This window comes from Janthinobacterium sp. LM6, from assembly GCF_002002885.1.
Lineage (GTDB): Bacteria > Pseudomonadota > Gammaproteobacteria > Burkholderiales > Burkholderiaceae_D > Janthinobacterium > Janthinobacterium kumbetense.
Map to the genome: position 1 here is coordinate 3944284 of NZ_CP019510.1, position 24714 is coordinate 3968997.

At 64.3% G+C, this 24714-nt stretch carries 19 protein-coding genes; 11 read left to right on the plus strand and 8 right to left on the minus strand.

Annotated features, from left to right (window positions below; translation table 11 throughout):
* Window positions 1-10: 10 nt before the first annotated feature.
* Complete coding sequence (locus BZG29_RS17330; protein ID WP_253192619.1) at window positions 11-1387, minus strand: YihY family inner membrane protein; 1377 nt, start codon at window positions 1385-1387, stop codon at window positions 11-13.
* Window positions 1388-1454: 67 nt separating this feature from the next.
* Between BZG29_RS17330 and wrbA the strand changes: the two genes are divergently transcribed.
* Genes wrbA through BZG29_RS17375 form a run of 9 tightly spaced genes read left to right on the plus strand, consistent with a single transcriptional unit; the run spans window position 1455 to window position 11655 of the window.
* A complete protein-coding gene (gene wrbA, locus BZG29_RS17335; RefSeq protein WP_077409156.1) occupies window positions 1455-2063 on the plus strand; it encodes an NAD(P)H:quinone oxidoreductase in 609 nt (202 codons plus the stop codon).
* Window positions 2060-2473, plus strand: a complete 414-nt coding sequence (locus tag BZG29_RS17340; RefSeq protein WP_077405488.1) for a DUF2069 domain-containing protein — start codon at window positions 2060-2062, stop codon at window positions 2471-2473. The genes wrbA and BZG29_RS17340 overlap by 4 nt, the downstream gene beginning before the upstream one ends.
* Entirely contained in the window at window positions 2470-3885 is a 1416-nt protein-coding gene (locus BZG29_RS17345; RefSeq protein ID WP_077405491.1) for an FAD-binding oxidoreductase, read from the plus strand. The genes BZG29_RS17340 and BZG29_RS17345 overlap by 4 nt, the downstream gene beginning before the upstream one ends.
* On the plus strand, window positions 3882-4319 hold the full coding sequence (locus BZG29_RS17350) for a DUF4124 domain-containing protein (RefSeq protein WP_150130975.1): 438 nt from the start codon (window positions 3882-3884) through the stop codon (window positions 4317-4319). The genes BZG29_RS17345 and BZG29_RS17350 overlap by 4 nt, the downstream gene beginning before the upstream one ends.
* On the plus strand, window positions 4307-6898 hold the full coding sequence (locus BZG29_RS17355) for an ABC transporter permease (protein WP_077405496.1): 2592 nt from the start codon (window positions 4307-4309) through the stop codon (window positions 6896-6898). Before BZG29_RS17350 ends, BZG29_RS17355 begins: the two co-directional genes overlap by 13 nt.
* Window positions 6898-7974, plus strand: coding sequence for a carotenoid 1,2-hydratase (locus tag BZG29_RS17360; RefSeq protein WP_077405499.1), 1077 nt, complete (start codon window positions 6898-6900; stop codon window positions 7972-7974). The genes BZG29_RS17355 and BZG29_RS17360 overlap by 1 nt, the downstream gene beginning before the upstream one ends.
* A 36-nt stretch (window positions 7975-8010) precedes the next feature.
* A complete protein-coding gene (locus BZG29_RS17365) occupies window positions 8011-9882 on the plus strand; it encodes an ABC transporter transmembrane domain-containing protein (protein WP_077405502.1) in 1872 nt (623 codons plus the stop codon).
* Between the two features lie 2 nt (window positions 9883-9884).
* A complete protein-coding gene (gene leuE / locus BZG29_RS17370; protein WP_077405505.1) occupies window positions 9885-10559 on the plus strand; it encodes a leucine efflux protein LeuE in 675 nt (224 codons plus the stop codon).
* A 10-nt stretch (window positions 10560-10569) separates the two neighbouring features.
* Window positions 10570-11655, plus strand: a complete 1086-nt coding sequence (locus tag BZG29_RS17375) for a low specificity L-threonine aldolase (protein ID WP_077405508.1) — start codon at window positions 10570-10572, stop codon at window positions 11653-11655.
* Between the two features lie 87 nt (window positions 11656-11742).
* Here BZG29_RS17375 and BZG29_RS17380 read toward each other — a convergent pair whose 3' ends face one another.
* The 3 genes from BZG29_RS17380 to BZG29_RS17390 form a co-directional block, all read right to left on the minus strand.
* Complete coding sequence (locus BZG29_RS17380; protein WP_253192620.1) at window positions 11743-12120, minus strand: phage tail protein; 378 nt, start codon at window positions 12118-12120, stop codon at window positions 11743-11745.
* Between the two features lie 230 nt (window positions 12121-12350).
* Window positions 12351-13793 (minus strand): OmpP1/FadL family transporter, encoded by a 1443-nt coding sequence (locus BZG29_RS17385; protein WP_077405514.1) that lies wholly within the window; start codon window positions 13791-13793, stop codon window positions 12351-12353.
* Window positions 13794-13990: 197 nt separating this feature from the next.
* Entirely contained in the window at window positions 13991-16693 is a 2703-nt protein-coding gene (locus BZG29_RS17390; protein ID WP_253192621.1) for an EAL domain-containing protein, read from the minus strand.
* A gap of 205 nt (window positions 16694-16898) precedes the next feature.
* Between BZG29_RS17390 and BZG29_RS17395 the strand changes: the two genes are divergently transcribed.
* Together BZG29_RS17395 and BZG29_RS17400 are read left to right on the plus strand one after the other, a co-directional pair.
* Window positions 16899-17873 carry a thymidylate synthase gene (locus tag BZG29_RS17395; RefSeq protein ID WP_077405521.1) on the plus strand — a complete coding sequence of 325 codons (975 nt, stop codon included), beginning with the start codon at window positions 16899-16901 and terminating at the stop codon, window positions 17871-17873.
* Window positions 17873-18916, plus strand: a complete 1044-nt coding sequence (locus BZG29_RS17400; protein WP_077405524.1) for an SMI1/KNR4 family protein — start codon at window positions 17873-17875, stop codon at window positions 18914-18916. Before BZG29_RS17395 ends, BZG29_RS17400 begins: the two co-directional genes overlap by 1 nt.
* On the opposite strand, the gene BZG29_RS17405 is transcribed toward BZG29_RS17400, so the two are convergent.
* The 4 genes from BZG29_RS17405 to BZG29_RS17420 all read right to left on the minus strand — a co-directional run bounded on the left by BZG29_RS17405 (window position 18913) and on the right by BZG29_RS17420 (window position 24631).
* The gene (locus BZG29_RS17405; protein ID WP_077405528.1) at window positions 18913-21189 is read right to left on the minus strand and encodes an outer membrane beta-barrel family protein; all 2277 of its coding nucleotides are present in this window, start codon (window positions 21187-21189) and stop codon (window positions 18913-18915) included. The two genes, BZG29_RS17400 and BZG29_RS17405, sit on opposite strands and share 4 nt — an antisense overlap.
* A 186-nt stretch (window positions 21190-21375) precedes the next feature.
* Window positions 21376-22716 (minus strand): VWA domain-containing protein, encoded by a 1341-nt coding sequence (locus tag BZG29_RS17410; protein ID WP_077405531.1) that lies wholly within the window; start codon window positions 22714-22716, stop codon window positions 21376-21378.
* A gap of 9 nt (window positions 22717-22725) precedes the next feature.
* Window positions 22726-23979: a TerD family protein gene (locus tag BZG29_RS17415; protein WP_077405534.1), complete on the minus strand. Its 1254-nt coding sequence runs from the start codon at window positions 23977-23979 to the stop codon at window positions 22726-22728.
* A 76-nt stretch (window positions 23980-24055) separates the two neighbouring features.
* Window positions 24056-24631 (minus strand): TerD family protein, encoded by a 576-nt coding sequence (locus tag BZG29_RS17420; RefSeq protein ID WP_077405537.1) that lies wholly within the window; start codon window positions 24629-24631, stop codon window positions 24056-24058.
* Window positions 24632-24714: the final 83 nt, after the last annotated feature.

The following is a 24714-nucleotide window of genomic DNA, read 5'->3' on the forward strand; positions in this document are numbered from 1 at the left end:
TTAAAACCGCTCAGTTGCATTTGACGGTGCCGAAATGCTGCGCCAAAGTCAGGCCCAGCCCCTGCTCCACGGCGTTTTCCACCTGCGCCGCCAGGGCTGCCGCTTCTTCCGCCGCCTGGATATCGCGTTCATTGGTGGAACCGGCCGGATAGCCGGAGTTCACGCGCATGCCGCCGAAGACGAACAGGCGGTAGACATCGGCCAGGCTGATGCGGTTGACATTGCCCAGCAAGACCCAGTGGTCGGAACTGTCGGCCACGCGCTTGCCCCACTGCACCCGCACGGCGCCCTCCACGTTGACTCTTCCCACCCAGCCCTGCTGCACCATCTTGTCGAGCAGGGTTTCCATCTCTTCGAAACCCAGGCGCGTGCTGCGGCGGATCTCGGCGGCGCCGACCAGGGCCGAATCGCCGCAGTGGCAAGCCTGGTGCAGCACTTTCAGGATGGCGACGGCGTCGACGAATTCGCTGCCCGGCGCCGCCTCGTACCACCAGCGCTCGTATTTCACGACGGGCAAGGCGGCCACCAGCAAGGCGCCCACGAGGGTGATCATCCAGCTCAGGTAAATCCACACGAGGAACAGCGGCAAGGCGGCCAGTGCGCCGTAGATGCGCGAATAGGTGGGAAATTCCTGGATGAATTCGCCGAAGCCCCGCTTGGCCACCTCGAACGCCAGCGCCGCCAGCAAGCCGCCCCAGGCCGCGTCGCGCCAATCCACGTCGCGGTTCGGCACGGCGATGTACAGCAAGGTAAACGCCAGCATGGTCAAGCCGATCGACACCAAGGTATAAAACACGGCGCCGAGGAAGGGCACGGCGCCCACCACGCCGCTGGTGGCCATGAAAAGGCGCGACGTCACCGTCAGCGACACGCCCACCAGCAGCGGCCCCAGGGTGACGATGGCCCAGTAGACGAGCAAGCGCTTGGTCCAGCGGCGTTCCTGGCGCACGCGCCAGATGCGGTTGAAGACGCGCTCGATCAAACCCATCATGCCCACCGACGTGACGATCAGGGCGCCCGCGCCGATGGCCGACAGGCGCGTGGCCTTCGAGGCGAACGTGGTCAGATAATCGAGGATGGTGTTCGATATGCCCTTGGGCATCACGCTTTGCACGAAATAATCTTCCAGCGCATGGCGGAAGGTATTAAATAGCGGGAAAGTGGTGAAGATCGCCAGGGCCAGCGTCAGCAGCGGCACCAGCGCGAACACGGTGGCGAAGGTCAGGCTGCCGGCCACCTGCGGCAGGCTTTCCTCGCGCACGCGGCGGCGCGCGAACTGCAGCAGGTCGCGCGTTTCGGACCAGGTCAGGCCGCGCACGACGGCCAGTCCCATGCTCAGGGCGCGCCACAGGTATTGAAAGATGGGGAATATATATTTTGAAAACATGTGCAAAATCAGAACGGCGCCATGACAGCAGTCGTATCAGGCTGTAAAGCGCCCTATAATACCAATGATGAAGCCAACCAATCTGATTATTCTCGTATTGTTTTATTCACGCCATGGCGCCACGCGCCAGCTGGCCGAGCTGATAGCCCAGGGAGTGGAAAGCGTGCCCGGTTGCGACGCCCGCCTGCGCACCGTGCCCGCCGTCTCGACGGTGACGGAGGCGACGGCGCCGGAAGTGCCGCCCGCTGGCGCTCCCTATGTGGAACTGGAAGACTTGCAGGAATGCGCGGGCCTGGCCCTGGGCTCGCCCACGCGCTTCGGCAACATGGCCGCCGCCATGAAGTACTTCTGGGACGGCACGGCCAGCGACTGGCTGGCCGGCAGCCTGTCCGGCAAGCCCGCCTGCGTGTTCACGTCCACGGGCAGCCTGCACGGCGGCCAGGAATCGACCCTGCTGTCGATGATGATCCCCCTCTTCCACCACGGCATGCTGGTCATGGGCCTGCCCTACACTTACCCGGAACTGATGACGACGTCCACGGGCGGCTCGCCGTACGGCGCCACGCACTGGTCGGGCATAGCCGGCGACAAGGCCCTGAGCGAAGATGAAAAACGCCTGGCCATCGCCCTGGGCCGGCGCCTGGCGGAAAACGCCGCGAAACTGGCAGGCGCATGATGCACGGCGCACTGCACAAGTATTTTCACTGGGGCGCCATCGCCAGCCTCGTCACCCTGATCGTCTGGTGCGTGCTGTGGGAAACCGTCGTCGCGCCGCTGCAGCCGGGCGGTTCCTGGGTCGTGCTGAAAGCGGCGCCCCTGCTCATTCCCCTGTACGGCGTCATCAAGCGCGACGTCTACACCCTGCAATGGTCGTCGATGGTAATCCTGCTGTATTTCACGGAAGGCGTGGTGCGCGGCTACAGCGACACGAACCCCATCTCGGCCCGGATGGCCTGGGGCGAGGCGGCCATCGTCTGCATCTATTTTGCCTGCGCCGTGCTGTATCTGCGCCCATATAAAAAGGCCGCCAAGCGCATGGCCAGGGAACTGCTGGAAAAAGTGACTAAAGTGAGCATCAAGAAATGACTGAAAAAGCCGACTTCCTCGCCGCCTGCCGCGAGCTGCTGGGCGACGCCTACGTCCTCACTGCCGATGCCGACACGGCGCCCTTCCTCACCGACTGGCGCGACCGGTTTACCGGCAAAGCCCTGGCCGTGCTGCGTCCCGCCACCGTGGAGCAAGTGGCCGCCATCCTGCGCGCCTGCGCCCAATGGCACGTCCCGGTCGTGCCGCAAGGGGGCAACACGGGCCTGGTGCTGGGCAGCATCCCCGACGCCGCCGGCACGGCCGTGGTGCTGTCGCTGGCGCGCCTGAACGGCATCCGCGCGCTCGATCCCGTCAACCGCACCATCACGGTGGACGCGGGCTGCATCCTGCAAACCATCCAGGAAGCGGCCAGCGCCGCCGGTTGCCTGTTCCCCCTGTCGCTGGCGGCCGAAGGCAGCTGCACCATCGGCGGCAACCTGGCGACGAATGCGGGCGGCACGGCCGTACTGCGTTACGGCAACACGCGCGAGCTGTGCCTGGGCCTGGAAGTGGTCACGCCGCAGGGCGAGATCTGGAGCGGCTTGCGCGGCTTGCGCAAGGACAATACCGGCTACGATTTGCGCGACCTGTACATCGGCGCCGAAGGCACCCTGGGCGTGATCACGGGCGCGGTCATGAAGTTGTACCCGCAGCCGAAAGCCAGCATCACGGCGCTGGCCGCCATGCCCTCGCCCGCCCACGCCCTGCGCTTGTTAAGCCTGATGCAGGACCATTGCGGCGCCAGCCTGACGGGTTTTGAGTTGATGTCGCAGTACTGTCTGCAACTGGTGGCGCAGCAGTTCCCCCAACTGCCGCGGCCTTTCGCCGACGCGCATGGACAATATGTGCTGCTGGAATTGTCCAGCAGCCAGTCCGAGGCGCACGCCGTGGAATTGCTGGAAGCGAGCATCGGCGCGGCCCTGGAAGACGAGTTGATCGAAGACGCCGTCGTCGCCAGTTCCGTGGCGCAGTCCGAGGGACTGTGGCAGCTGCGCGAACACATTCCGCTGGCGCAGGCGCAGGCGGGCAAGAACATCAAGCACGATATCTCGCTGCCGATTTCCCGCATCGCCGACTTCATCGCCATCACGGATGCGGCCCTGGAGTCAGCCTTCCCCGGCTGCCAGCTCGTGTGCTTCGGCCACCTGGGCGACGGCAACCTGCATTACAACGTGGCGCCGCCCCCCGGCATGACGGACCAGGATTTCCTCGCCAACCAGGATGCGATCAACCGCATCGTGCATGACCAGGTCCACGGCTTTGGCGGCTCGATATCGGCCGAACACGGCATCGGCGCGCTGAAAAAGGCGGATCTCGCGCACTACAAGTCGCCGCTGGAACTGCAGCTGATGCGCGCAGTGAAGCAGGCGCTGGACCCGCAGAACATCATGAATCCTGGGAAAATCCTGTGAAAACGCCATCCCTCCTGCTCCTCCTGCTATGCGCCATGGCCTTGCTGGCCGGTTCCGCCAGTGCGCAGGACGTCTACAAGTGCGTGAAGGATGGCCAGAGCAGCTATAGCGCCACGCCATGCACGGCCGGCCAGCTGCAAATCCTGGAAATCCCCGCACCGCCGCCTGCCGTCGACAAGGGTGCGGCCACGCGCCAGGAGCGGGTGGCCAGCCAGCTGGAGGCGGCACGCAAGAAACAGGAAAATCTGGCAGACCAGGCGCGCGAACGGGCCGCCAGGCAGCTTGAGGCGCGTGACAAGCATTGCGCCCAGCTACGGCTGGAACAGAAATGGGCGGCGCAGGACGCCGTCGGCGCGGGCGACAAAAACCGCGATGCGGCGCAATTGAAAGCACGGCGCGCCGGCGAACGCCTGGCCGTCGAATGCCTGCATTGAGTGCGCCGGCAGCCGATCCTGCGGGCACGCGCCTGCTGTCGCGCTGGCTGCTGCTGGGCGAATGGCGCGCGCATCCCGTGCGCGCCTTCGTCGCCATCCTGGCCATCGCCATCGGCGTGTCGCTGGGATTTGCCATCCACCTGATCAACGCGGCCGCCTTCAATGAATTTTCCACGGCCGTGAAAAGCCTGTCCGGCCAGGCCGACGTGCAGGTGGCCGGGCGCGAAGCGCTGTTCGACGAAGCCGTCTACCCATGGCTGGCGCAGCGCGACGGCGTGGCCGTCGCTTCGCCCGTGCTGGAACTGCAGGCCACGGTGGCCGGCAAGAAGGACGGCGGCCCGCTGCACATCCTGGCGCTCGACGTCTTCCGCGCCGGCTTCATCTCGCCCGACCTGATCGGCGCACCGGCCGAAGGCCAGCCTTTCGACACCCTGGCCGACGACGCCGTCTTCCTATCGCCGGCCGCCTTGCGCTGGCTCAAAGTGGCCGAAGGCGGCCAGGTCGCCCTGCAATCGGGCACGGGCACGGTGCCGCTGCGCGTGGCCGGTTCGCTGCAGCGCGCGCGCGCCGGCCAGCGCATCGCCGTGATGGATATCGGCGCGGCGCAGTGGCGCTTCAACAAGCTGGGCAAGCTGTCGCGCATCGACTTGAAACTGCGCCAGGGCGTCAACCGCGACGCCTTCCAGGCCGAGTTGGCGCGGGCGCTGGAAGCGCAGTACCCGGGGCGTTTCCAGGTAGGCCAGCCCAATGACGAGAACCAGAATAGCCGCAACAATAACCTCAGCCGCGCCTACCGGGTCAACCTGACGGTGCTGGCCCTCGTCGCCCTGTTTACGGGGGCGTTCCTCGTCTTTTCCACGCAGGCGCTGTCCGTCATCCGCCGCCGCGGCCAGTTCGCGCTGCTGCGCGTGCTGGGCATGGAACGGGGCCGGCTGCTGCGCCAGGTGCTGCTGGAAGGCGCCAGCCTCGGCATCGTCGGCGCCGGCCTGGGCATCGCGGGCGGCTACGCCATGGCGGCCGTGGCCCTGCGCTTTTTCGGCGGCGACCTGGGCGCCGGCTATTTCGCGGGCGTGCAGCCGCAGGTGCAGTTCACGCCCGTCGCCGCCTTCGTCTACTTTATCCTCGGCCTCGGCGTGGCCCTGCTGGGCTGCGCCGCGCCCGCGCTGGAAGCGGCGCGCGCGGCGCCCGCCATCGCCCTGAAATCGGGCAGCGAGGAAGTCGTGACGACGCGCCTGGCGAAAACCTGGCCCGCGCTGGCTTGTTTGCTGCTGGCCGGCGCCCTGACGTTCCTGCCGCCCGTGTTCGAGCTGCCCCTGTTCGGCTACCTGTCCATCGCGCTGCTGCTGATCGGCGCCATCGCCCTGATGCCGCAGCTGGCCGCCGTCGTCTTCCGCTTCCTGCAGCGCGCCTGGCTGCGCACGGACACCAGCCTGCATGCGCCCGTGCGCAGCCTGACCCTGGCCCGCCTGGCGAACGCCTCGGGCCAGGCCGGCATCGCCCTCGGCGGCGTGCTGTCGAGTTTCAGCCTGATGGTGGCAATGGCCATCATGGTGTCGAGTTTCCGCGTTTCCGTCGACGACTGGCTGCTGCAGATCTTGCCGGCCGACGTGTACGCGCGCACCGCCGCCAGCGGCGGCACGGCAGGCTTGAATCCACGCGAACAGGCCAGCATCGCCGCCCTGCCCGAGGTGGCCAGGGTGGATTTCCAGCGCGTGCGCTCGCTGTCGCTGGCGCCCGACCGCCCGAACGTGGCGCTGCTGGCGCGCCCCATCCATTTGCCCGATCCGGGCAAGAGCATGGTGCTGGTGGGTGAAACACTGCCCGTGCCGGCAGGCAGCCGGCCCGTGTGGCTGTCGGAGGCGGCGGCCGACCTGTACAACGTCAAACCGGGCCAGCAGATAGCCCTGCCGCTGGCAGGCGGCTTGCACCAGTTCTTCGTCGCCGGCATCTGGCGCGACTACGCGCGCTCGTCCGGCGCCATCCAGATGCCGCTGGACGACTACCGCGCCTTGACCGGCGACATGGACGTCAGCGACGCCGCCCTGTGGCTGGCCAAGGACGCCACGGGCGACGCGCTGCAGCAGCGCCTGAAAGCGCTACCGTTCGGCGCCAGCCTGGAAGTGTCGAATCCGTCGGCCATCCGCGCCCTGAGCCTGCAGATCTTCGACCGCAGCTTCGCCGTCACGTATCTGCTGGAAGCCATCGCCATCGTCATCGGCCTGTTCGGCGTGGCCGCCACGTTTTCCGCGCAAACCCTGGCGCGCGCCCGCGAATTCGGCATGCTGCGCCACGTGGGCGTGACGCGCGGGCAGATATTGTCCATCCTGGCGCTCGAAGGCGGCGCGCTGACGGCGCTGGGCATCGCCACCGGTTTCATCCTGGGCCTGCTGATCAGCTTTGTGCTCGTCTTCATCGTCAATCCGCAATCGTTCCACTGGACCATGCAGCTGCACCTGCCGTGGCCCTTGATCGCCACCGTGGCGGCAGCCCTGCTGACGGCGGCCGCCGCCACGGCGCTGATCGCGGGCAGACAAGCCTTGTCCGCTGGCCCCATCCGCGCCGTCAGGGAGGACTGGTAATGCGCCGTTTGACTCTTTTGTTCGCGTTCTGCAGCGCCGCCGCCATCGCCGCGCCGCCCATCTTCGCCCCCGTCACGCCGCTGCCGGCCGGCCAGACCCTGCGCCTGCCGCACGATTTCGGCGCCCATCCCGCGTATAAAACGGAATGGTGGTACGCCACGGGATGGGTCAAAACCGCCGGCGGCGAACAACTGGGCTACCAGGTAACCTTCTTTCGCAGCGCCACGGCCACCGATGCGGACAACTCCAGCGCGTTTGCGCCGAAACAGCTGATCATCGGCCATGCGGCCCTGTCCGACCCCAAGGTGGGCAAACTGCTGCACGACGAGAAAAGCGCGCGCGAGGGTTTCGGCCTGGCCTACGCCAAGGTGGGCGACACGGACGTGAAACTCGACGACTGGCGCATGCAGCGGCAGGCGGACGGCAGCTACCGGGTCAGCCTGGCCGCGCGCGAATTCAACTTGCAGCTGACCCTCGCGCCCACGCAGCCCGTGCTGCTGCAAGGCGTTGGCGGCTACTCGCGCAAGGGCGCCCGGCCCGCGCAATCGAGTTACTATTACAGCAAGCCGCAGTTGCGCACGACGGGCACGATCGCGCGCGCCGGCGGCAAGCCGGAAGCCGTGACGGGCGCCACCTGGCTCGATCACGAGTGGTCCAGCCAGGTGCTCGATGCGGACGCCAGCGGCTGGAACTGGATAGGCGCCAACCTCGACGACGGCGGCGCCCTGATGGCCTTCCAGATCCGCAGCAGGACAGGTGCTAAACTATGGGCGCACGCGACATGGCGCGACGCGTCCGGTAAGATGACGCAGTTCGCGCCCGGCGACGTCGATTTCACGCCCACGCAGCTGTGGCGCTCGCCCCGCACGCAGGCCGAATACCCGGTCGCCACCGAAATCCGCACGGGCGCCACGCGCTGGCAGATCAAGCCGCTGCAGGCAGACCAGGAACTCGATTCGCGCCGCTCGACGGGCGCCGTGTACTGGGAAGGCGCCGTGACGGTGGAGCGCGACGGCCAGCCGGTAGGCCGCGCCTACCTGGAAATGACGGGCTATGTTCAGCCGATGAAGTTATAAGCAGTACAAAATACAGTAAATACTAAGCGAAAAACAATGACAACCAGCACAGAAACAGGCAGTACGAGTACAGCAACCGCCGCAAGCACCGCACCGACTCCCGACACCGGCACCAGCCGCGAGCTGAAAAAAGGCAGCCTGGCCGCCTTCAAGGGCTTGATGCCCTTTTTGACGCCGTACCGCAAGCAGTTCTTCCTGGCCGGTATCGCGCTGGTGGTGGCCGCCGCCTCCACCCTGGCCATTCCCGCCGCCTTCAAGCAGATGATCGACCTGGGTTTCGGCGGCGCGGCCGGCTCGAAGAGCATCCAGCACGTCGACCTGGTCTTCCTCGCCCTGTTCGGCGTGGCGTCCATCCTGGCGCTGGCCACGGCCGCGCGTTTTTACACGGTGTCTTGGCTGGGCGAACGGGTCACGGCCGACATCCGCAGCGCCGTGTACCGCCACGTCGTCACGCAAAGCCCCGAATTCTTTGAAACCACGCAGACGGGCGAAGTCCTGTCGCGCATCACCACCGACACGACATTGATACAAGCCGTGGTCGGCACCAGCATCTCCATGGCGCTGCGCAATGTGCTGCTGTTCCTGGGCGGCCTGGTGATGCTGTTCGTCACGAGCGCCAAGCTGGCGGGCATCATCATCGGCCTGTTGATCCTCGTCGTCGTGCCCATCATCGTGTTTGGCCGCAAGGTGCGCAAGCTGTCGCGCGACTCGCAGGACCGCATCGCCGACGCGTCGGCCATGGCCGGCGAAATCCTCAACGCCATGCCTACCGTGCAAGCGTTCACGCACGAGAAAATCGAATCGAAACGCTTTGGCGACTCCGTCGAAGGCGCCTTCATGACGGCCATGCGCCGCATCCGCGCCCGCGCTCTGCTGACCATGATCGCAATTTTGCTGGTCTTCGGCACCATCGTGTTCGTCTTGTGGCTGGGTGCGCGCGCCGTGCTGGAAGGCTCGATGACGGGCGGAGACCTGGGCCAGTTCATCCTGTACGCGTCCATCGTGGCCGGCGCCATCGGCGCCCTGTCCGAAGTCATGGGCGAAGCGCAGCGCGCCGCCGGCGCCACCGAGCGCCTGCTGGAACTGATGGCCGTCAAGTCGGAAATCGCCTCCCCGGCCACGCCGCTGCCGCTGCCTGCGCGCGCCGCGACCGGCGCCGCCTTGACATTGGACAATGTCATGTTCTCGTATCCGTCGCGCCCGGACACCCACGCGCTGGACCACGTCAGCCTCGACATCCGCGCCGGCGAAACGGTGGCCGTCGTCGGCCCTTCCGGCGCCGGCAAGACCACGCTGTTCCAGCTGTTCCTGCGCTTTTATGACCCGCAAAGCGGCAGCATCCGCCTCGATGGCGTCGACATCAAGCAACTCGACCTGCACACGCTGCGCGACGCCATCGGCATCGTGCCGCAGGATACGGTGATCTTCTCGGCCGACGCCATGGAAAACATCCGCTACGGCCGCGCCGGCGCCAGCGACGAAGAAGTCATCGCGGCCGCGAAAATGGCGGCTGCCCACGAATTCATCGAGCGCCTGCCGAACGGCTACAAATCCTTCCTCGGCGAACGGGGCGTGCGCCTGTCCGGCGGCCAGCGCCAGCGCATCGCCATCGCCCGCGCCCTGCTGAAAAACCCGCCGCTGCTGCTGCTCGATGAAGCCACCAGCGCGCTGGACGCGGAATCGGAACGCCTGGTGCAAAAGGCGCTGGAAGCGGCCATGGTGGGCCGCACCACCGTCATCATCGCGCACCGCCTGGCGACCGTGCAGCGGGCCGACCGCATCGTCGTCATGGAAGACGGCAAGATCGTCGAGACGGGCACGCATGCATCGCTGGTTGCGCTCGGGGGCATCTATGCGAATCTTGCCGCACTGCAATTCCATCACGTACAGCTCAATCCAGCGGAATAATCATGAACGCACTTTTCCACGCCAACCTGGGTATCACCGATTTCTGGACCTTTTTACTGGGGACCATCTTCATCGTCATCCTGCCCGGCCCCAATTCCATGTACGTGCTGTCGGTCGCCGCCCAGCGCGGCGTGCGTCCCGCCTACCAGGGCGCCTTCGGCATCTTCGCGGGCGACCTGATACTGATGGTGCTGTCGGCCTGCGGCGTGGCCTCGCTGCTGAAAGCCAGCCCGGCCCTGTTCTATGTGGTGAAATACATCGGCGCGGCCTACCTGGGCTGGATCGGCCTGCAGATGCTGGTCCAATGCTGGCGCAAGCTGCGCGCGACCGCGCCGGCCGACGGTGAAGCGCCTGCCGCGCCAGCGCCCGTCAAGGAAAGCGCCCCATTCCGCAAGGCGCTGATCATCAGCCTGATGAACCCGAAGGCCATTTTGTTCTTCATTTCGTTTTTCATCCAGTTCGTCGACCCGGCCTTCCCGAACCCCGTGCTGTCCTTCATCGGCCTGGGCCTGATCTGCCAGGTGATCAGCTTTACCTACTTGACGGCCATCATCTTTGTCGGCGCGCGCCTGGCCGAGACCTTCCGCCGCCGTCGCCGCCTGTCGGCCGGCATGGGCGGCGGCGTGGGCGCCATGTTCATCGGCTTCGGCGCAAAACTGGCCACAGCCACCCTGTAAGGAAACCGCCGTGAACGAGCTTGAACTGCGCCAGCGCTGCCACACCATCCTGCCGGGCCACCGCCAGCCCACGCCAGCGGCCACCTTCGCCGCCATGGCCGCCTGGTGCGAGACCAACGACGTTGCGCACGACACCTATGGCGAAGGCGCGCTGATCGAACAGTTCGAGAACAAGATCGCCAGCCTGCTCGGTTTCGAGGCGGCCGTGTTCTGCATCACGGGCACCATGACGCAGGTCACGGCCCTGCGCCTGGCCTGCCAGGACCGGGGCTCGCGCCTGGTGGCGCTGCATCCCACCTCGCACATCCTGCGCCACGAGCGGGGCAACCATGAATTGCTCGATCACTTCAAGGGTTTGATGATCGGCGACCCGCACCGCCCGTGGACGGTGGCCGACTTGCGCGCCGTGCCCGATCATCTGGGCGCCGCGCAGCTGGAACTGCCGATGCGCGAAATCGGCGGCCAGTGCCCTTCCTGGGAAGACTTGACCCAGATCAAGCAGCATTGCCGCGAACACAATATTCACCTGCACATGGATGGCGCGCGCCTGTGGGAAGCGCAAGCCGGTTTCAAGCAACCGCTGCCCGCCATCTGCGACGGCTACGATTCCGTGTATGTGTCGCTGTACAAAGGCATCGGCGGCCTCGGCGGCGCCATGCTGGCCGGCAGCCGGCCGTTCGTCGAACGGGCGCGCGAGTGGTTCCGCCGCCAGGGCGGCAATATCGTGCACCGCACGCCCTGGGTGGTGGCCGCCGCCATGCAGTTCGATGCACGCCTGGCCGCCATGCCACGCTATTTCGAACGCACGCAGTGGCTGTACGCGCTGCTGCGCGATTTTCCATCGATCACCGTCAACCCTGCCCAGCCGCAAGCGAACATGCTGCACCTGCACTTGCCCGTGTCGCGCGAACGGGCCATCGCCATCCGCAACCAGGTGGCCGCCGACCACGGCATCTGGCTGTTCGGCCGCGCCAGCCACGCCGCCCTGCCCGGGCACAGCGTGGTGGAGTGGTATGTGGGGGATAACTTGCTGGAATTGCCCGACGACAGCGTGCGGCATGCCTTGAGCCTGCTGGACCAGGCCATGCGCACCTAGACCCCGGCTTCCCGCCAGGCCGGCGTCAGCAGCGCAGCGCAGCGCAGCGCCTGCAGCTGCGCCAGCGAGCCGGCAAAGCGGGAATCGCTACCGTGTCCGCAAACCGTAGGTAAATTTGATCAGGTAGCTGACGCCGATCTCTGTCGGCGCGGAAGCAGCGGCAGCGTAGCTGCACAAACAGCTGCCCCGGTAGTCGGGCAGGCAGAATTGCTCGTCCGAACCGCCATGCAGATAGCCGAGCACGACGAACAGCTCGGGATAGCTGGCGGCGGCCAGCGTGCGGCCGTCGCACGGCATCCAGCCGCTCGCCTCGATATGCGCACCGGCGCTGTCCCCGGCAAAGGCGACCACCGCGCCGACGGGTACGTCGCCGAAGCCAGGCCGCACGAAAGTCGGCGGCAAAGCAGGAAACGTGGCGCTCATGGCCAGGCCTTGCCGCCGCGGGTGGCACCGCATAGAGCCCATGGGCTGGCGCCCGCCGCCGTCAGCGATGACGCATCGCCGCTTTGATCAATGTCAATTTGCATGTCATGCCCTTGTCGGTTTTCATGTCCATCCAGACCTGCATCCGGTTTCATTCCAATAATGAATCAACATTTTTCGAAAAGCAAGTTTCGTGCGGCGCGGCCTAAAAAAAAAGCGCCCGAAGGCGCTTTTTTCCTTTCATGGCGGCCGGGTTGGCCGCCACTACCTGCTTAGAACTTGTAGTTATAAGCGAGACCGATCAACTGCATGCGGGTCTTGAACAGGCCCTTGGTGGTTTCACCGTTGCCGGTGCAGCCAGCGGTCACCGGCGAGCAGTTATTCGTGTAGTTGACACTGGCGTCCTTGAAGTCGATATAGCTGTAGGCCAGATCCAGCGAGGAGTTCGCGTTCAGCTTCCAGTTCGCGCCGATCGAGTACTGCATGCGGTCGCTGTCCGGCAAGGCCGGGTGACGCAGTTCCGCGCTGCGCACTGGCGCCTGGTCATGCGCGATACCGGCGCGCAGCAGCAGGTTTTCGTTGTACTTGTAGTTGGTGCCCAACGAAACACGGTAGGTGTCTTTCCAGTTCTGGCGGATGCGTTCCGGGCCTTCAGCCGTCGGTGGGAACTGGATATCCAGGTTTTCCAGGCGCGAGGTGCGGGTCCAGGTGACGTCGCCCATCAAGGCCCAACGATCATCCATCTGGTGGAAGGCATTGACCGACAGGGTTTCCGGCGTGCGCAGTTCGACCAGCGCCTTGGAATTGACCTTGTTCGATGCGGCGGCGATAAAACCGTTCACGGCGGCATTGCTCGTCACTTGCGAGAAGTCCCAGATGGTGCTGCCTTTGAGCTTGTGCGAAATCGACGAGCGGTAAGCGATACCGAAACGCGTGCCTTCGTTCAACTGGTACAGATAGCCGAGATTGAAGCCAAAGCCCCAGTCATGACCGTCCATCGACGCGTGGCCATCCTTGATCTGGCCTTGCAGCGCATTTTTCGCGGAAGTAAACGCCGCCATGCCTTGCGTTTTCAGGATATTGCCAAGGAAGGCAGCCGATGCGGCTGGCGCTTTTTCGCCCAGGAAAGCTACGGTGCCCGGCACGTCCACGCCCTGGCCCAGTTCCGCCTTCATGTATTCAGCCGTCACGCCGAAACCGAACGAGTGATGCTGGTCCAGCTTGAACGACACGGAAGGATTCAGGGCGATCGCTTCGAGCTTGATATTGGTGATCGCATAACGGCCGGTCCAGTCATTGCCGTAATCGAGCTTGGCGCCGTACGGCACGAACAGGCCGGCACCGACCGTCCATTGATCATTGATCTTTTTGCTCGCATACAGCGCAGGCGCGACCACGGCGTCCGGCGCGTAGTCCTTGGTGGCAGTAAATGGCGTGCGATTACCCTTCCAGAACTGCTTCGAGCCCGTATCCTGGTAGGTCGAATGCGGTACGACGATGGTGCCGCCGCCAACGAACTGCGTGCCTTCCAGGCGCGACAGGCCGGCCGGGTTGTAGAAAATGGTCGATGCGTCGGCCGCTTCGGCGCCGCTGGCATCGGCCGTGCCCTGGGCGGAAACGCTTTGCGAACCGAAACGGTAGCCCGATGCCTGGGCGGTGGAAGCGAAGCCGGCGCATGCGACGGCGATGAGGAGGGGCAGATATTTATGTTTCAAGTTAGTCTCTCTTTATTATATGAAGTGTCTTCGTCACATTGTCTCGGGTAGCTCAACCTCACCCGTCCTGCACTGTTCTTGCCGCCGTGAACTCCAATTCACTGACGGCATGAGCGAAGCATATAATATTTTTTAGAAAAAAGCGAACGTTCGCTCTTTTTATGAAACGGCGTTGTTTTTCTTGCGCATACGACCGTCTACCGTGCCAATGCAGGGGCTGGCAGCGGTATCAGAAAGCGCTGATGCATCAGCGACAGCATCTGTTCCGCCGGCACGGGGCGCGAGATGAAATAGCCCTGCACCTCATTGCATTGCAGCGCGCGCAGGATGTCGAGCTGCTCGCGCGTCTCCACCCCTTCGGCCACCACGCTCATGCCCAGCGCATGCGCCATCGACAGGATGGCGCGCACGAACACTTCGCCCTGCTCCGAGCGGCCCAGCTCCATGGTGAAGGCGCGGTCGATCTTCAAGCCATCCATGGCGAACTTCTGCAGCTGCGACAGCGAAGAATAACCGGTGCCGAAATCGTCGACCAGCAGGCGCACGCCCAGCGCGCGGATGGCGGACAACTGCTCCACGGCGCGGTTCTGTTCATCCATCATGGCCGATTCCGTGATTTCCACCTCGATCAGGCGCGCATCGATGCGGTGGCGCGTCAACGCGGACGCCAGCACCTGATGCACGTCGCCGCGGCCGAACTGGCGCGCCGACACGTTGATGGACACGGGCACCAGTTCCAGTCCGCTGGATTGCCAGCGCGCCATCTGCAGGCATACCTTTTCGATGACGACTTCGCCCAACTGGGAAATGAGGCCGCTGCTCTCGGCCACGGGAATGAATTCCAGCGGCGGCACCATGCCGTGCTGCGGATGCTGCCAGCGCACCAGCGCCTCCATGCTGCACAGCTGCCCGCTCATGGCGTCGACGCGCGGCTGGTAGACGACGAGGAACTGATCCTGCTCCAGCGCCGCCACCAGGCTTTGTTCCAGTTCGCGGCGGTTGCGGATGGTTTCGAACAGTTCCGGCTGGAAGAAGCGGTGATGGCCCTTGCCCGCCACTTTCACGGCATACATGGCGATGTCGGCGTTCTTCAGCAGCACTTCCGTCTCGGCCCCATCGCGCGGATACAGGCTGATGCCGATCGAGGCGCCCATCTTGTGGCGTTCGCTGCCCAGGTAAAACGGTTCGTCGAAGGCGATGGCGATGCGCTGCGCCACCTGTTCGGCGCGGCTGTCGTCCTCCACCGGGTCGAGCACGACGACGAATTCGTCGCCGCCCAGGCGCACCACGTGGTCGCCCGGCCGCAGCACGGCCTTCAGGCGCAGGGAGGCGGCGCGCAGCACCTTGTCGCCCTCCGCGTGGCCCTGCGTGTCGTTGATATCCTTGAAGCCGTCCAGGTCGATGAACAGCAGCGCCAGCATGTGCCGCGCGATGGCGGCGCGGCCCAGGGCGCCGGGCAGGAATTGCTGCAGCCAGTAGCGGTTGGGCAAGCCCGTCAAACCGTCTTCATTGGCCAGGCGGCGCAAGTCGCGCTCGTGCTCCTTGGCCGTGCTGATGTCTTGCAGGGTGACGGCCAGGCGGTCGCCGCTGCGCACCAGGCGCCGGCGTATCCAGCGCAGCTTGAATGGGTTACCTTCCGGCAACTCGATCTCTTCCTCGGAAAAGCCGGACTGCATGGCGGCCCGGTAATTATGGATCAGGTCGCGGAAATACGGCTCGTGAGCGCGCGACTGCAGCCGCATGCCCAGCAACTGTTCGCGGCGCACGCCGAAGTAGCCGGCGCCCGGCTCGTTGCAGTCGACGATCTCGAAATCGAGGATGCTGCCATCCGTGCCGCGCAGGGCGGCGATGATATAAAAACCGTCGCTCGTGCCTTCGGTGGCCATGCGGTAGGCATTGCGCACGCCTTCGGACTGGTGGTGGCGCCATGCCAGGCGCAGCGACAGCACGGTGGCGACGGCGGCAAAGGCCAGCAGCAGCACGGTGACGGCCAGGGCAATGCCGAGATAAATCGTGCGCGTTTCCTCGTAGGGATGCAGCATTTCGCCATCCGACAGTCCGACCACGGCCGTAAACGGATAGGCTTTCAGCGCCTGCCAGCCTACATAGCGATTTTGCTTGTCGGAAAAAGCTATCCTGCCGCCCGAATGCAGGGCGCCGCTCTCCGTTTCCAGGAAGCTGGTGTCGAGAAACGGCGTGCCCTGGCCGCTCTGGGTCGGCAGCACGCGCGAGCCCAGGCGCGTGCTGAACAGCTCGCCCTCTTCGCCCACCATGGCCGACATGCCGAACTTGCCAAAATTGACGCTGTTATAGAATTCGGAAAAATAGCTGGAATGGATGGAAATGAGCAGCACGCCGTCGAAGTTGCCATCCTCGTCTTCCAGCCGGCGCGTGAAATGCACGAGGCTTTCGCCGGCGCCCGGCGCAGACGGAGCCGCCGCGCTGGCCCTCCCCAGCGCGATGCGCAGCGCGCTGGAATTGCTGCGCCAGTGGCGCAACAGAAAATCGCTGCGCTCGTTGACGCGCAGCCGCTGCAGCGGCGCCGTGGCCGTCACGGGATGGCCCTTGCGGTCGAGGATGGCGACGATGGCAAATTGCGGCAAGGCATACATGCCCTGCGTCTTCAATTGGTCGAGGCGCAGCTGGCCGCGCGAGTTTTCCCATTCATACTTGAGCTGCAAGGTCAGCTGGTCCATCTGTTCCAGGGTGCGCAGCAGATACTGGCCATACGCTTTCGACAGCGAAGAGACGCTGTCAAGCGCCTGCTGCTGCGCTACCTTCTTTTCCGCTTCCAGCTGCAGCAAGGTGGCCGTCCACAGCACTGCGCACAGGACCAGCCCCAGCAAGGGCCAGGCCAGGATCAGGCGCAGGTTAGCCTTGAGAAAATCGGCCCTGCTCATCTCCACCATGGCGGCGTTATTATTATTTACAAATTGTCGCAAGAACATGGTGCAGCATCTGCCGTTTCTATGTATTTCTTTAAGGACACACAAATTACCACAGAGTCATGTTTGCAGGTAAGACGACAGCGTAATTATGTGCGTGGGCCGCGGCCCGCCTGTCGCGCCTGCGTTACAATCACCATCCTTACCGTTGGAGAAATACATGCAGCAATATCAAGATTTGATCAAGACCGTGCTCGAAACGGGCAGCTGGCAAGACAACCGCACGGGCATCCGCACCCTGAGCGTGCCGGGCGCCATGATGCGTTTCGACTTGGCCAACGGCAACTTCCCTGCCGTGACAACCAAGAAACTGGCTTTCAAATCCGTGATCGGCGAATTGTGCGCCTTCCTGCGCGCCTCGCGCAACGCGGCCGAGTTCCGCGCCCTCGGTTGCAAGGTGTGGGACCAGAACGCCAATGAAAATGCGCAATGGCTGGCCAACCCCTACCGCGAAGGCGAGGATGACCTGGGCCCCGTGTACGGCGTGCAATGGCGCCAATGGCCCGCCTATAAGCTGCTAGCCGCCGACCAGCCGGCACAGATTGCCGACGCGCAAGCCAACGGCTTTACCCTGGTCGCTCCCATCGTCGAGGACGGCGTGCAAAAAGTGCTGCTGTACAAGGCCGTCGACCAGTTGCGCGAATGCCTGGACACCATCATGACGAACCCGGGCAGCCGCCGCATCCTGTTCCACGGCTGGAACCCGGCCGTGCTGGACGCCGTCGCCCTGCCCGCCTGCCATTTGCTGTACCAGTTCATCCCGAACGCCAGCACGCGCGAAATCTCGCTGTGCTTATATGTGCGCAGCAACGATATCGGCCTGGGCACGCCGTTCAACATCGCCGAAGGCGCCGCCCTGCTGCACCTGGTGGCGCGCCTGACGGGCTACACGCCGCGCTGGTTCACCTACTTCATCGGCGACGCGCACATCTATGAAAACCACCTCGACATGGTGGAAGAGCAACTCAAGCGCACGCCGTTCCCGGCGCCCCGTTTCGTCATTTCCGACCGCGTGCCCGACTACGCCAAGACGGGCAAGTACGAGCCGGAATGGCTGGAAAAGATCGAGCCGTCGGATTTCTCGCTGGAAGGCTATGAACACCACGCGCCCATCAAGGCGGCGATGGCCGTCTGATGGCGGTCGCACCGCTGGCCGCCCTGCACCGCAAGCTGTTTGACGAAACGGATGGCAGCAAGTTCGCCAGGCTGAAGGACCGGCTGCTGAAAAAGCATGCCGCGGACGACAGACTGGCCGTGCTCGATATCCTGACGGCATATGCGCGCGATGGGCAACTGCTGCACTGGCGCACCTTTTTGATGACGGATATCGTGCATCTGGTGGAAGGCAGTCAACATGCGGCATTTTTCGCCTGGGCACTGGAGCAGCCCGCACTGGCGTACTGGGGCGTCGATGGCTTGCTGAAAAGTACAGGCGTGGACGCGTATGCGCCCCTGGTGGCGCTGGCAGCGTCCGGCGCCACCAGGCTGGAAGTGCGCGCCAAGGCGATCAAGAGCCTGGCCATGTTCAGCCGCCAGCCGTTTGACCAGGGCTTGCCGTCCGATCCCGGCCACTGGAAGGCAGAACAGCTGCGACTCAGCGCCGTGCTGGCCTGGCAAGCGGATGGCTACCCGGACGGTGCAGGCTACAAGGCACCCGCCACGCATGCGACGCTGGCCAAGCCGCTGTCGCGCCTGGAAATGGCAGCCGCCTTGCTGGAGCGGAAACTGGCGCTGCGGCGCCAGCGCGAGCAAGACCTGGCGCAACCGTCGAACTGGCTGACCATGGCCAGCGCCAAGGACATGGCCGAGATCGACGCGCAATGGGTCTTGCCGGAAATCTACCGCCGTTTCCTGGAATGGTATTCGCCGCTGCGCGTGCATGTCGACGGCAAGCGCTTCCCGCAGGGCCTGCATCTGTACGGCGCGGCGGAGCTGGTGAAGGCCCAGCACGGCTACTCAGTCCATGCCGTGCATCATCACAACATCGCGAACTGGCAGTCGAAGCTCGTGGTGATTGCCGATGCGGGCGGCGACCCGTACTGCGTGCACCTGGAAGAAAGAAGCATCGACGGCGACTTGCCCGTGTACCGCGCCAGACATGGCGCAGGCGAGTGGCGCTTCGAGCTCCATACGGACGATTTCATCGCCTTCCTGCACGAAATCGCGCTGGCGGCCTAGCCTGCTTCGCCGCCCGGGCCGCCGGGACCGGGGCCGGGGCCGGGGCCGCCTGGCCCGCGTCCGCCCGGCGGACCGAAGCGCGGTTCCCGTTCGCCCTCCTTCGCCGCCGACGTGGCGCCGCCCAGGCGGTACGACAGCCCCACATAAATCATGCGGCCATCGAAGCGCCGCGTGCTCGTCTCGCGCAAGGAAGCACTGTTGATGACGGTTTCCATCTTGTTGCTGCTGAACACATCGGTCACATTCATGACCAGGCTCAATTGCGGCGTCACCGTGTGGCGTAAACTGAGGTTCAGCGTGTTGTTCGGCGAGCGGTAGCCCTGTCCCGACAGCATCTTGCCTTGCATTTGCAGGGCCAGTTGCAGCTGATTATCCGCATTGATCTGGTAATTGAGGCGCGCGCGGCCGCTCAGGGCGTTGGCCGTGCGCGTGCTGCGGTTGCCCAGGTCGTCGGAACTCGTCTGCTGGCTGCGCGCCAGGTTGCCGCTCGTGTTCAGGGTCAGGGACGGCGTCAGCTTGCCGCTGACGCTGAATTCCAGGCCGCTCGAATGGCTGCCTTCGCCGTTTTCCCGCGTGGTCAGCAGCACATTGTCGCTGATAAAATAGCGGTAATCGACGATGGCGTCCGTGTCGCGCCGGTGATAGGCGCGCAAGCTGCTTTCCAGGCCCGCGATCTTCGTTTCATAGCCGATTTCGAACGAGTCCGTCTGCGTGGGTTTCAGCTTGGGATTGCCGGCCGACACATTGAACTCGTCGCGGTAGACCACGTAGGGGTTCAAATCGCCCGCATTCGGGCGGCGGATGCGGTGCGCGTAGCTGAAGCGCAAATTGCTCTCGTCGCTGACTTTATAGGTGGCGAACAGGCTGGGAATATAGTTGACGTAATTGTTGCCAGCCTCGACGCTGCTGGTGATCTGGCGCACGTTCAAGTCCGTGTACTCGGCGCGCAAGCCGGCCAGCGCGCCCCAGCGTTCGCTCAATCGCATCTGGTAGGAGCCGTAAAGCGCGATGGTGCGCTCGTCGAGCTCGAAACGGTTGCTGCGCATGGGATTGACGGTCTCCAGCAGGCTGGCCGGATTGATGTCCGTATATAAAGTGTCGAAACTGCTCTTGTTGTCGGCCACCTTGTAGCCCAGCTTGGCCGTGCCGCCCGCCAGCGGACGCTCGTAGTCGCCGCTGAAGTCGACGATGCGGTTGCCCGTCTCGCTGTGCTGGCGCGCGCGGCTGTCGAAGGCATTCACGGGCGTCACCGCGTAGGTATTGGCGTAATCGCTGTCGCTCTCGTTGGTCGACGAGGACACGCGCAAGTCGATTTTCAGGGTTTCGCCCGGCAATTCTCCCTTGTGGTCGTAGCGCGCGCCCCAGCTGTAGTTACGGCTGTCGCCATTGCGCACGGTGCTGCGCACATAGTCGCCGATGGTGCCGCCCGTGCTGTCGCCGTTGATGTAGCGGTCGAGCGAGCGCTGGTCATTGCTGCGGCCGTTATACGACACGCTGGCGGCCAGGGTATCGTTGGCATTCAGGTTGTAATTGACGGTGCCGTGCAAGCCCAGCGAGTCGTTCAAGCCATTGCTGGTGGAGCTCTGGCTGCTGGGGGCAAAGGCGCCCGTGCCACGCTCCAGGCGCTCGCGGCTGACCTCGCCCACGGAATTGCGGCCGTCATGGCGCACATTGATGCCGCCCTGGTAGCCCCAGGGACCTTCATTGTAGGTGCCGGACACGGCACTGTTGTAGCGCCCGGCGATGCCCGCATTCGCGTTGACGGTGGCAAAGCCGCCCGGCTTGCGGTTGCGCCGCATCACGAGGTTCAGGATCGGCCCGCCACCGGCTTCGTTGCCGAACTGGGCGCCGGGATTGTTGATCACTTCCACGGACTCGATATCGTCAGCCGCCATGGCGTTCAACGTGGCGCCGCGTGAATCGCCCTGCAGCATGGCCGACGGTTTGCCATCGATCAATATCTGTACATTGCTGCTGCCGCGCAAGGACACGGAACCATCGGGGTCGACGGCCACCGAAGGCACATTATTCAAGGCGTCGGCCGCCGTGCCATTGCTGCTGCCCACGTCGGACTTGACGTCGTAGACTTGCCGGTCGATGCGGCCCGTAGGACGTTCGGCCGTCACGCTGACGGTAGCGGGAGCATCGACGGCGGGCGCCTTGGCCGGTGCGGGCTTGACGACGGTATCGCCGGTGACGGTTTGCGCCAGGACAGCGCCGCCGGAAACGAGCAGGCTGCCGCCCGCCAGACAGTGAAAGAGGATTTTATGCATTTGCTTAAAAAATAATCGAGACGCTACGGATGAGGCACTACGCCGCAGCGTGAGGGCACATGTGTGGGCACAGTTCAAGCATGCCACGATTGCAAGGAGCAAAGCAAATGCGAACCATTGTTATTTACTTCAATTTACAAATCTCTTGCACTTGTGGTCGTACAGCCTCATCCGATGACCTTTGCGCTACATCAACAATCCCTTGCCGCGCGCCAGCTTCAGCCAGCCCGGATATTCCGTCATCAATAAATCATACAGTTCCGCATCGCTGTGCTCGTCGGGCGAGCTGACGGAAAAGTAATTGGCATTGTCGACCAGGCGCCCCTGCAATTCGTCGAGCTTTTCCAGGAAGGGGAAATCCGAATCGGCAAAGGCGGCGAGAAACTTGCTTTTCGACTTGCGCCCCTTGCCGATGCCCATGAATTGCCAGAAGATCGGCTCATGGCTGGCCCAGCGCAATTGTTTCTCCGTCGTCGCCTGGTCGCTCGTGCCGCCATCGGTGACGAACATCACGTACACGGGCAATTCCGCGGCGACGGGCCGCGTGCGCTCGCCGCCGGCCCCGTCAGGGAAATAAAATGCGCGTATCGCCTGCATGGCGGCGCCATAGCGCGTGTCGCCTTCCAGCGGATGGCGCTGTATGGCCTGGCCCACGTAGGTATTGCAGTTGCTCAAGGCCATGGGCGCCGGATGGTGGACGTTCTTGCCGAACAAGAAAACGTCGATTTCACCATCGTCGTCGAACTTGCAGCCCAGGGCCAGGATGCGTTCGGCAAAGCGCTGCACCTGCCCCTCTTTATACAGCCGTCCCATGGAGCCGGAAATGTCCAGGCACAAACACACCTTGGCGCGGTGGTCAAGCAAACCCACTTTCTGCAGCGACACGCCGGCCTGCTTGACGAGGCTGACCAGTTGCGGCGCTTCCCGTTCGACCCGTTTTTCCAGGTTGATCTTCGCCTGCATGACGGCCGAAGCCGCCGCAGGGGCAGCAGAAGCGGCCTGGTCGACTTCGCCGCCGAAGTGGCGCACCAGCGCATCGAGTCCGCCATTAAAACCTTGCCCCACGGCCATGCAGCGCCAGCCGCCATCCTTGCGGTACAGTTCGGCCAGCATGACGGCCTTTTCTTGCGCAAAATCAAGGCCCGCGAAGGCGAAGCGGGCCAGTTCGCGCCCGCCCGCCTGCAGGCGCACGTGGCCGGCTTGCAGCTGCGACATCACGCCGCCGCCATCGATGGACGCCGTCACGACGAGGCGGTCTATGCCGGCCGGCAAGCGCGCCAGCTGCAAGGCAAACTCGGCCATGTCGCCGCCCTGCCCCCCCGCCGCGCGCGCTTCCACGCCGCCGCACGGGGTGCGCGGCTGGTTGAAAAAGGTCATGTAGCGCTCGTCGGACAGTTTTCCGGCCCCGTCGAGGCCGAAACAGGCCACGTCGAGCGCCAGGCCCTGCGCAGCCACGCCCACCTGCAGCACGCCGTCGGGAACGAGATTGGCCAGCGGCAAGCGCTGTCCCTTGGACAAGGTTTCCATCAGTGTCTCCTAGGCAATATAGCGGCGCGGATTGTCCGCATTGCAATCGTCTTCGTCTTCCTTGTCCTCGCCCTTGAAGACGACGGGACCGTTGAAGGCCAGTTGCAGGTTCTCGCCCTGCCAGCTCAGCCACGGCGTCGCTTCGCTGCCGGGCTCGGACGTCTTGCCGGACGGTTCCAGGATGATGCTGTCGGGCGTGATGCGCGCCATGCCGATCACATAGGTGTAGACGGAATCGTCCTCGGCCGCCTTGGACAGGCGGAAATCGAAGTCGCACTCGACGATCTGCTGGCCATATTGCATCACCATCTTCGGCCGCATCGACGCGACGGAAACGGCGCCGTTGGCCACCGCCGAATACACGCTGAAGACGAGGCCCACCGTGCCGCCGTAATGTTGCGCCAGCGCAGGATTGACTTCCACCGTTTCCGTGGCAGGCTCCTTGCCCGCCGCGCCCGCCACGTCGCCCAAGTGGCGCACGAAAGGCATGCTGTCGAAGTTCCCGGCCGTGTCCGGCGCCTGGATGAAGCGCATCTGGCCGTTCGGCAAGAGGATGCCGACTCTTAAATCGAGGTCGTCGTTATCGTCGTCGCCATCGCCGTTATCCACCCAGGTGGCCTTGACGGTGAGTTTTTTCGGCGCGCCCGCGCCCTTTTCCAGCGACACCTTGTGCGTCTGGCCCGCCTTGGTCAGCGAAATTTTCGACAAGGAAATCTTGGGCGCCGGCACCGGTGCCGCGTCCGCCTGCGCCACTTCGCCGCCGAAATGGGCGACCAGCGCGTCCAGGCCGCCGTTGAAACCCTGGCCCACGGCCATGAAGCGCCAGCCGCCGTCCTTGCGGTAGAACTCGCCCAGCATGACGGCTTTTTCCTGTGCAAAATCAGGCCCGGCAAAGGCGAAGCGGGCCAGTTCGCGCCCGCCGTCCAGCAGGCGCAGGTAGCTGCTGCCCAGCTGCGCCATGGTGGCGGCACCATCGATGGCGGCAGTGACGACGAGGCGGTCGATGGATGCAGGCAAGCGGTCCAGCTGGTAGCTGAAGCCGGCCGCATCGCCGGACGGCGCCGAAGTTTCCACGCCGCCGCACGGCGTGCGCGGCTGGTTAAAGAACGTCATGTAGCGGTCGTCGGACAGTTTACCGGCGGCATCGAGGCCGAAACAGGCAAAATCCAGCGGCACGCCGGCGCTGGCGAGCCCCAGTTGCACGACGTTGCCCGTGACGAGGCCGGACAGCGCCAGGCGCTGCCCCTTGATCAGGTTTTCCATGGAATCAGATAGATAAGAAGGGAAATACAGAACCGGGCAGCATGGGCCGCCCGGCAACTACGCAGCCAGCTGCTGTTTATGCATTAATGCCGAACGAGCGTGCCAGAGGACCCAGACCGCCTTTAAAGCCTTGACCAATCGCCTTGAATTTCCATTCGCTGCCGGCGCGGTAGATTTCGCCGAAGATCATGGCCGCTTCCGTCGAACCGTCTTCCGACAGGTCGTAACGGGCGATTTCCGCGCCGTTGTCGCCGTTCAGGCAGCGGATGTAGGCCTTGCCGACCATGCCGAAGTTCTGCTTGCGGTTTTCCGCGTCGTGGATGGTCACGGCGATGGCGATCTTGTCGATGTCGGCGGGCACGTTGGCCAGGTCGACGGCCACTTTCTCGTCGTCGCCATCGCCGCCGCCGGTCGTGTTGTCGCCCGCGTGGACGATGGAGCCGTCGGCCGACTTCAGGTTGTTATAAAAAATGAAATCGGCATCGGAGCGGGCCTTGCCATCCGTTTTCAGCAGGAAGGCGCTGCCGTCCAGGTCAAAAGCGGCGCCATCGGTGGCGCGCGGGTCCCAGCCCAGGCCAATCACGATTTTCTTCAAGCCGGGAGCTTCCTTGCTCAGGTTGACATTGCCGCCTTTTTGCAAACTGATCGCCATGGTAATTCCTCTTTAATGTGGGGGTTGCATTCGGTGTTTCAGGTCACGTCGCCGGCGTACCGGCTTGATGAGCCATGAGCCTA

Bases quoted from the DNA above. Each gene is read 5' to 3' on its own strand.
- BZG29_RS17330 (WP_253192619.1), bottom strand. From the start codon at position 1,387: ATGTTTTCAAAATATATATTCCCCATCTTTCAATACCTGTGGCGCGCC.
- wrbA (WP_077409156.1), top strand. From the start codon at position 1,455: ATGAAGCCAACCAATCTGATTATTCTCGTATTGTTTTATTCACGCCAT.
- BZG29_RS17340 (WP_077405488.1), top strand. From the start codon at position 2,060: ATGATGCACGGCGCACTGCACAAGTATTTTCACTGGGGCGCCATCGCC.
- BZG29_RS17345 (WP_077405491.1), top strand. From the start codon at position 2,470: ATGACTGAAAAAGCCGACTTCCTCGCCGCCTGCCGCGAGCTGCTGGGC.
- BZG29_RS17355 (WP_077405496.1), top strand. From the start codon at position 4,307: ATGCCTGCATTGAGTGCGCCGGCAGCCGATCCTGCGGGCACGCGCCTG.
- BZG29_RS17360 (WP_077405499.1), top strand. From the start codon at position 6,898: ATGCGCCGTTTGACTCTTTTGTTCGCGTTCTGCAGCGCCGCCGCCATC.
- BZG29_RS17365 (WP_077405502.1), top strand. From the start codon at position 8,011: ATGACAACCAGCACAGAAACAGGCAGTACGAGTACAGCAACCGCCGCA.
- leuE (WP_077405505.1), top strand. From the start codon at position 9,885: ATGAACGCACTTTTCCACGCCAACCTGGGTATCACCGATTTCTGGACC.
- BZG29_RS17380 (WP_253192620.1), bottom strand. From the start codon at position 12,120: ATGGGCTCTATGCGGTGCCACCCGCGGCGGCAAGGCCTGGCCATGAGC.
- BZG29_RS17390 (WP_253192621.1), bottom strand. From the start codon at position 16,693: ATGAGCAGGGCCGATTTTCTCAAGGCTAACCTGCGCCTGATCCTGGCC.
- BZG29_RS17395 (WP_077405521.1), top strand. From the start codon at position 16,899: ATGCAGCAATATCAAGATTTGATCAAGACCGTGCTCGAAACGGGCAGC.
- BZG29_RS17400 (WP_077405524.1), top strand. From the start codon at position 17,873: ATGGCGGTCGCACCGCTGGCCGCCCTGCACCGCAAGCTGTTTGACGAA.
- BZG29_RS17405 (WP_077405528.1), bottom strand. From the start codon at position 21,189: ATGCATAAAATCCTCTTTCACTGTCTGGCGGGCGGCAGCCTGCTCGTT.
- BZG29_RS17410 (WP_077405531.1), bottom strand. From the start codon at position 22,716: ATGGAAACCTTGTCCAAGGGACAGCGCTTGCCGCTGGCCAATCTCGTT.
- BZG29_RS17415 (WP_077405534.1), bottom strand. From the start codon at position 23,979: ATGGAAAACCTGATCAAGGGGCAGCGCCTGGCGCTGTCCGGCCTCGTC.
- BZG29_RS17420 (WP_077405537.1), bottom strand. From the start codon at position 24,631: ATGGCGATCAGTTTGCAAAAAGGCGGCAATGTCAACCTGAGCAAGGAA.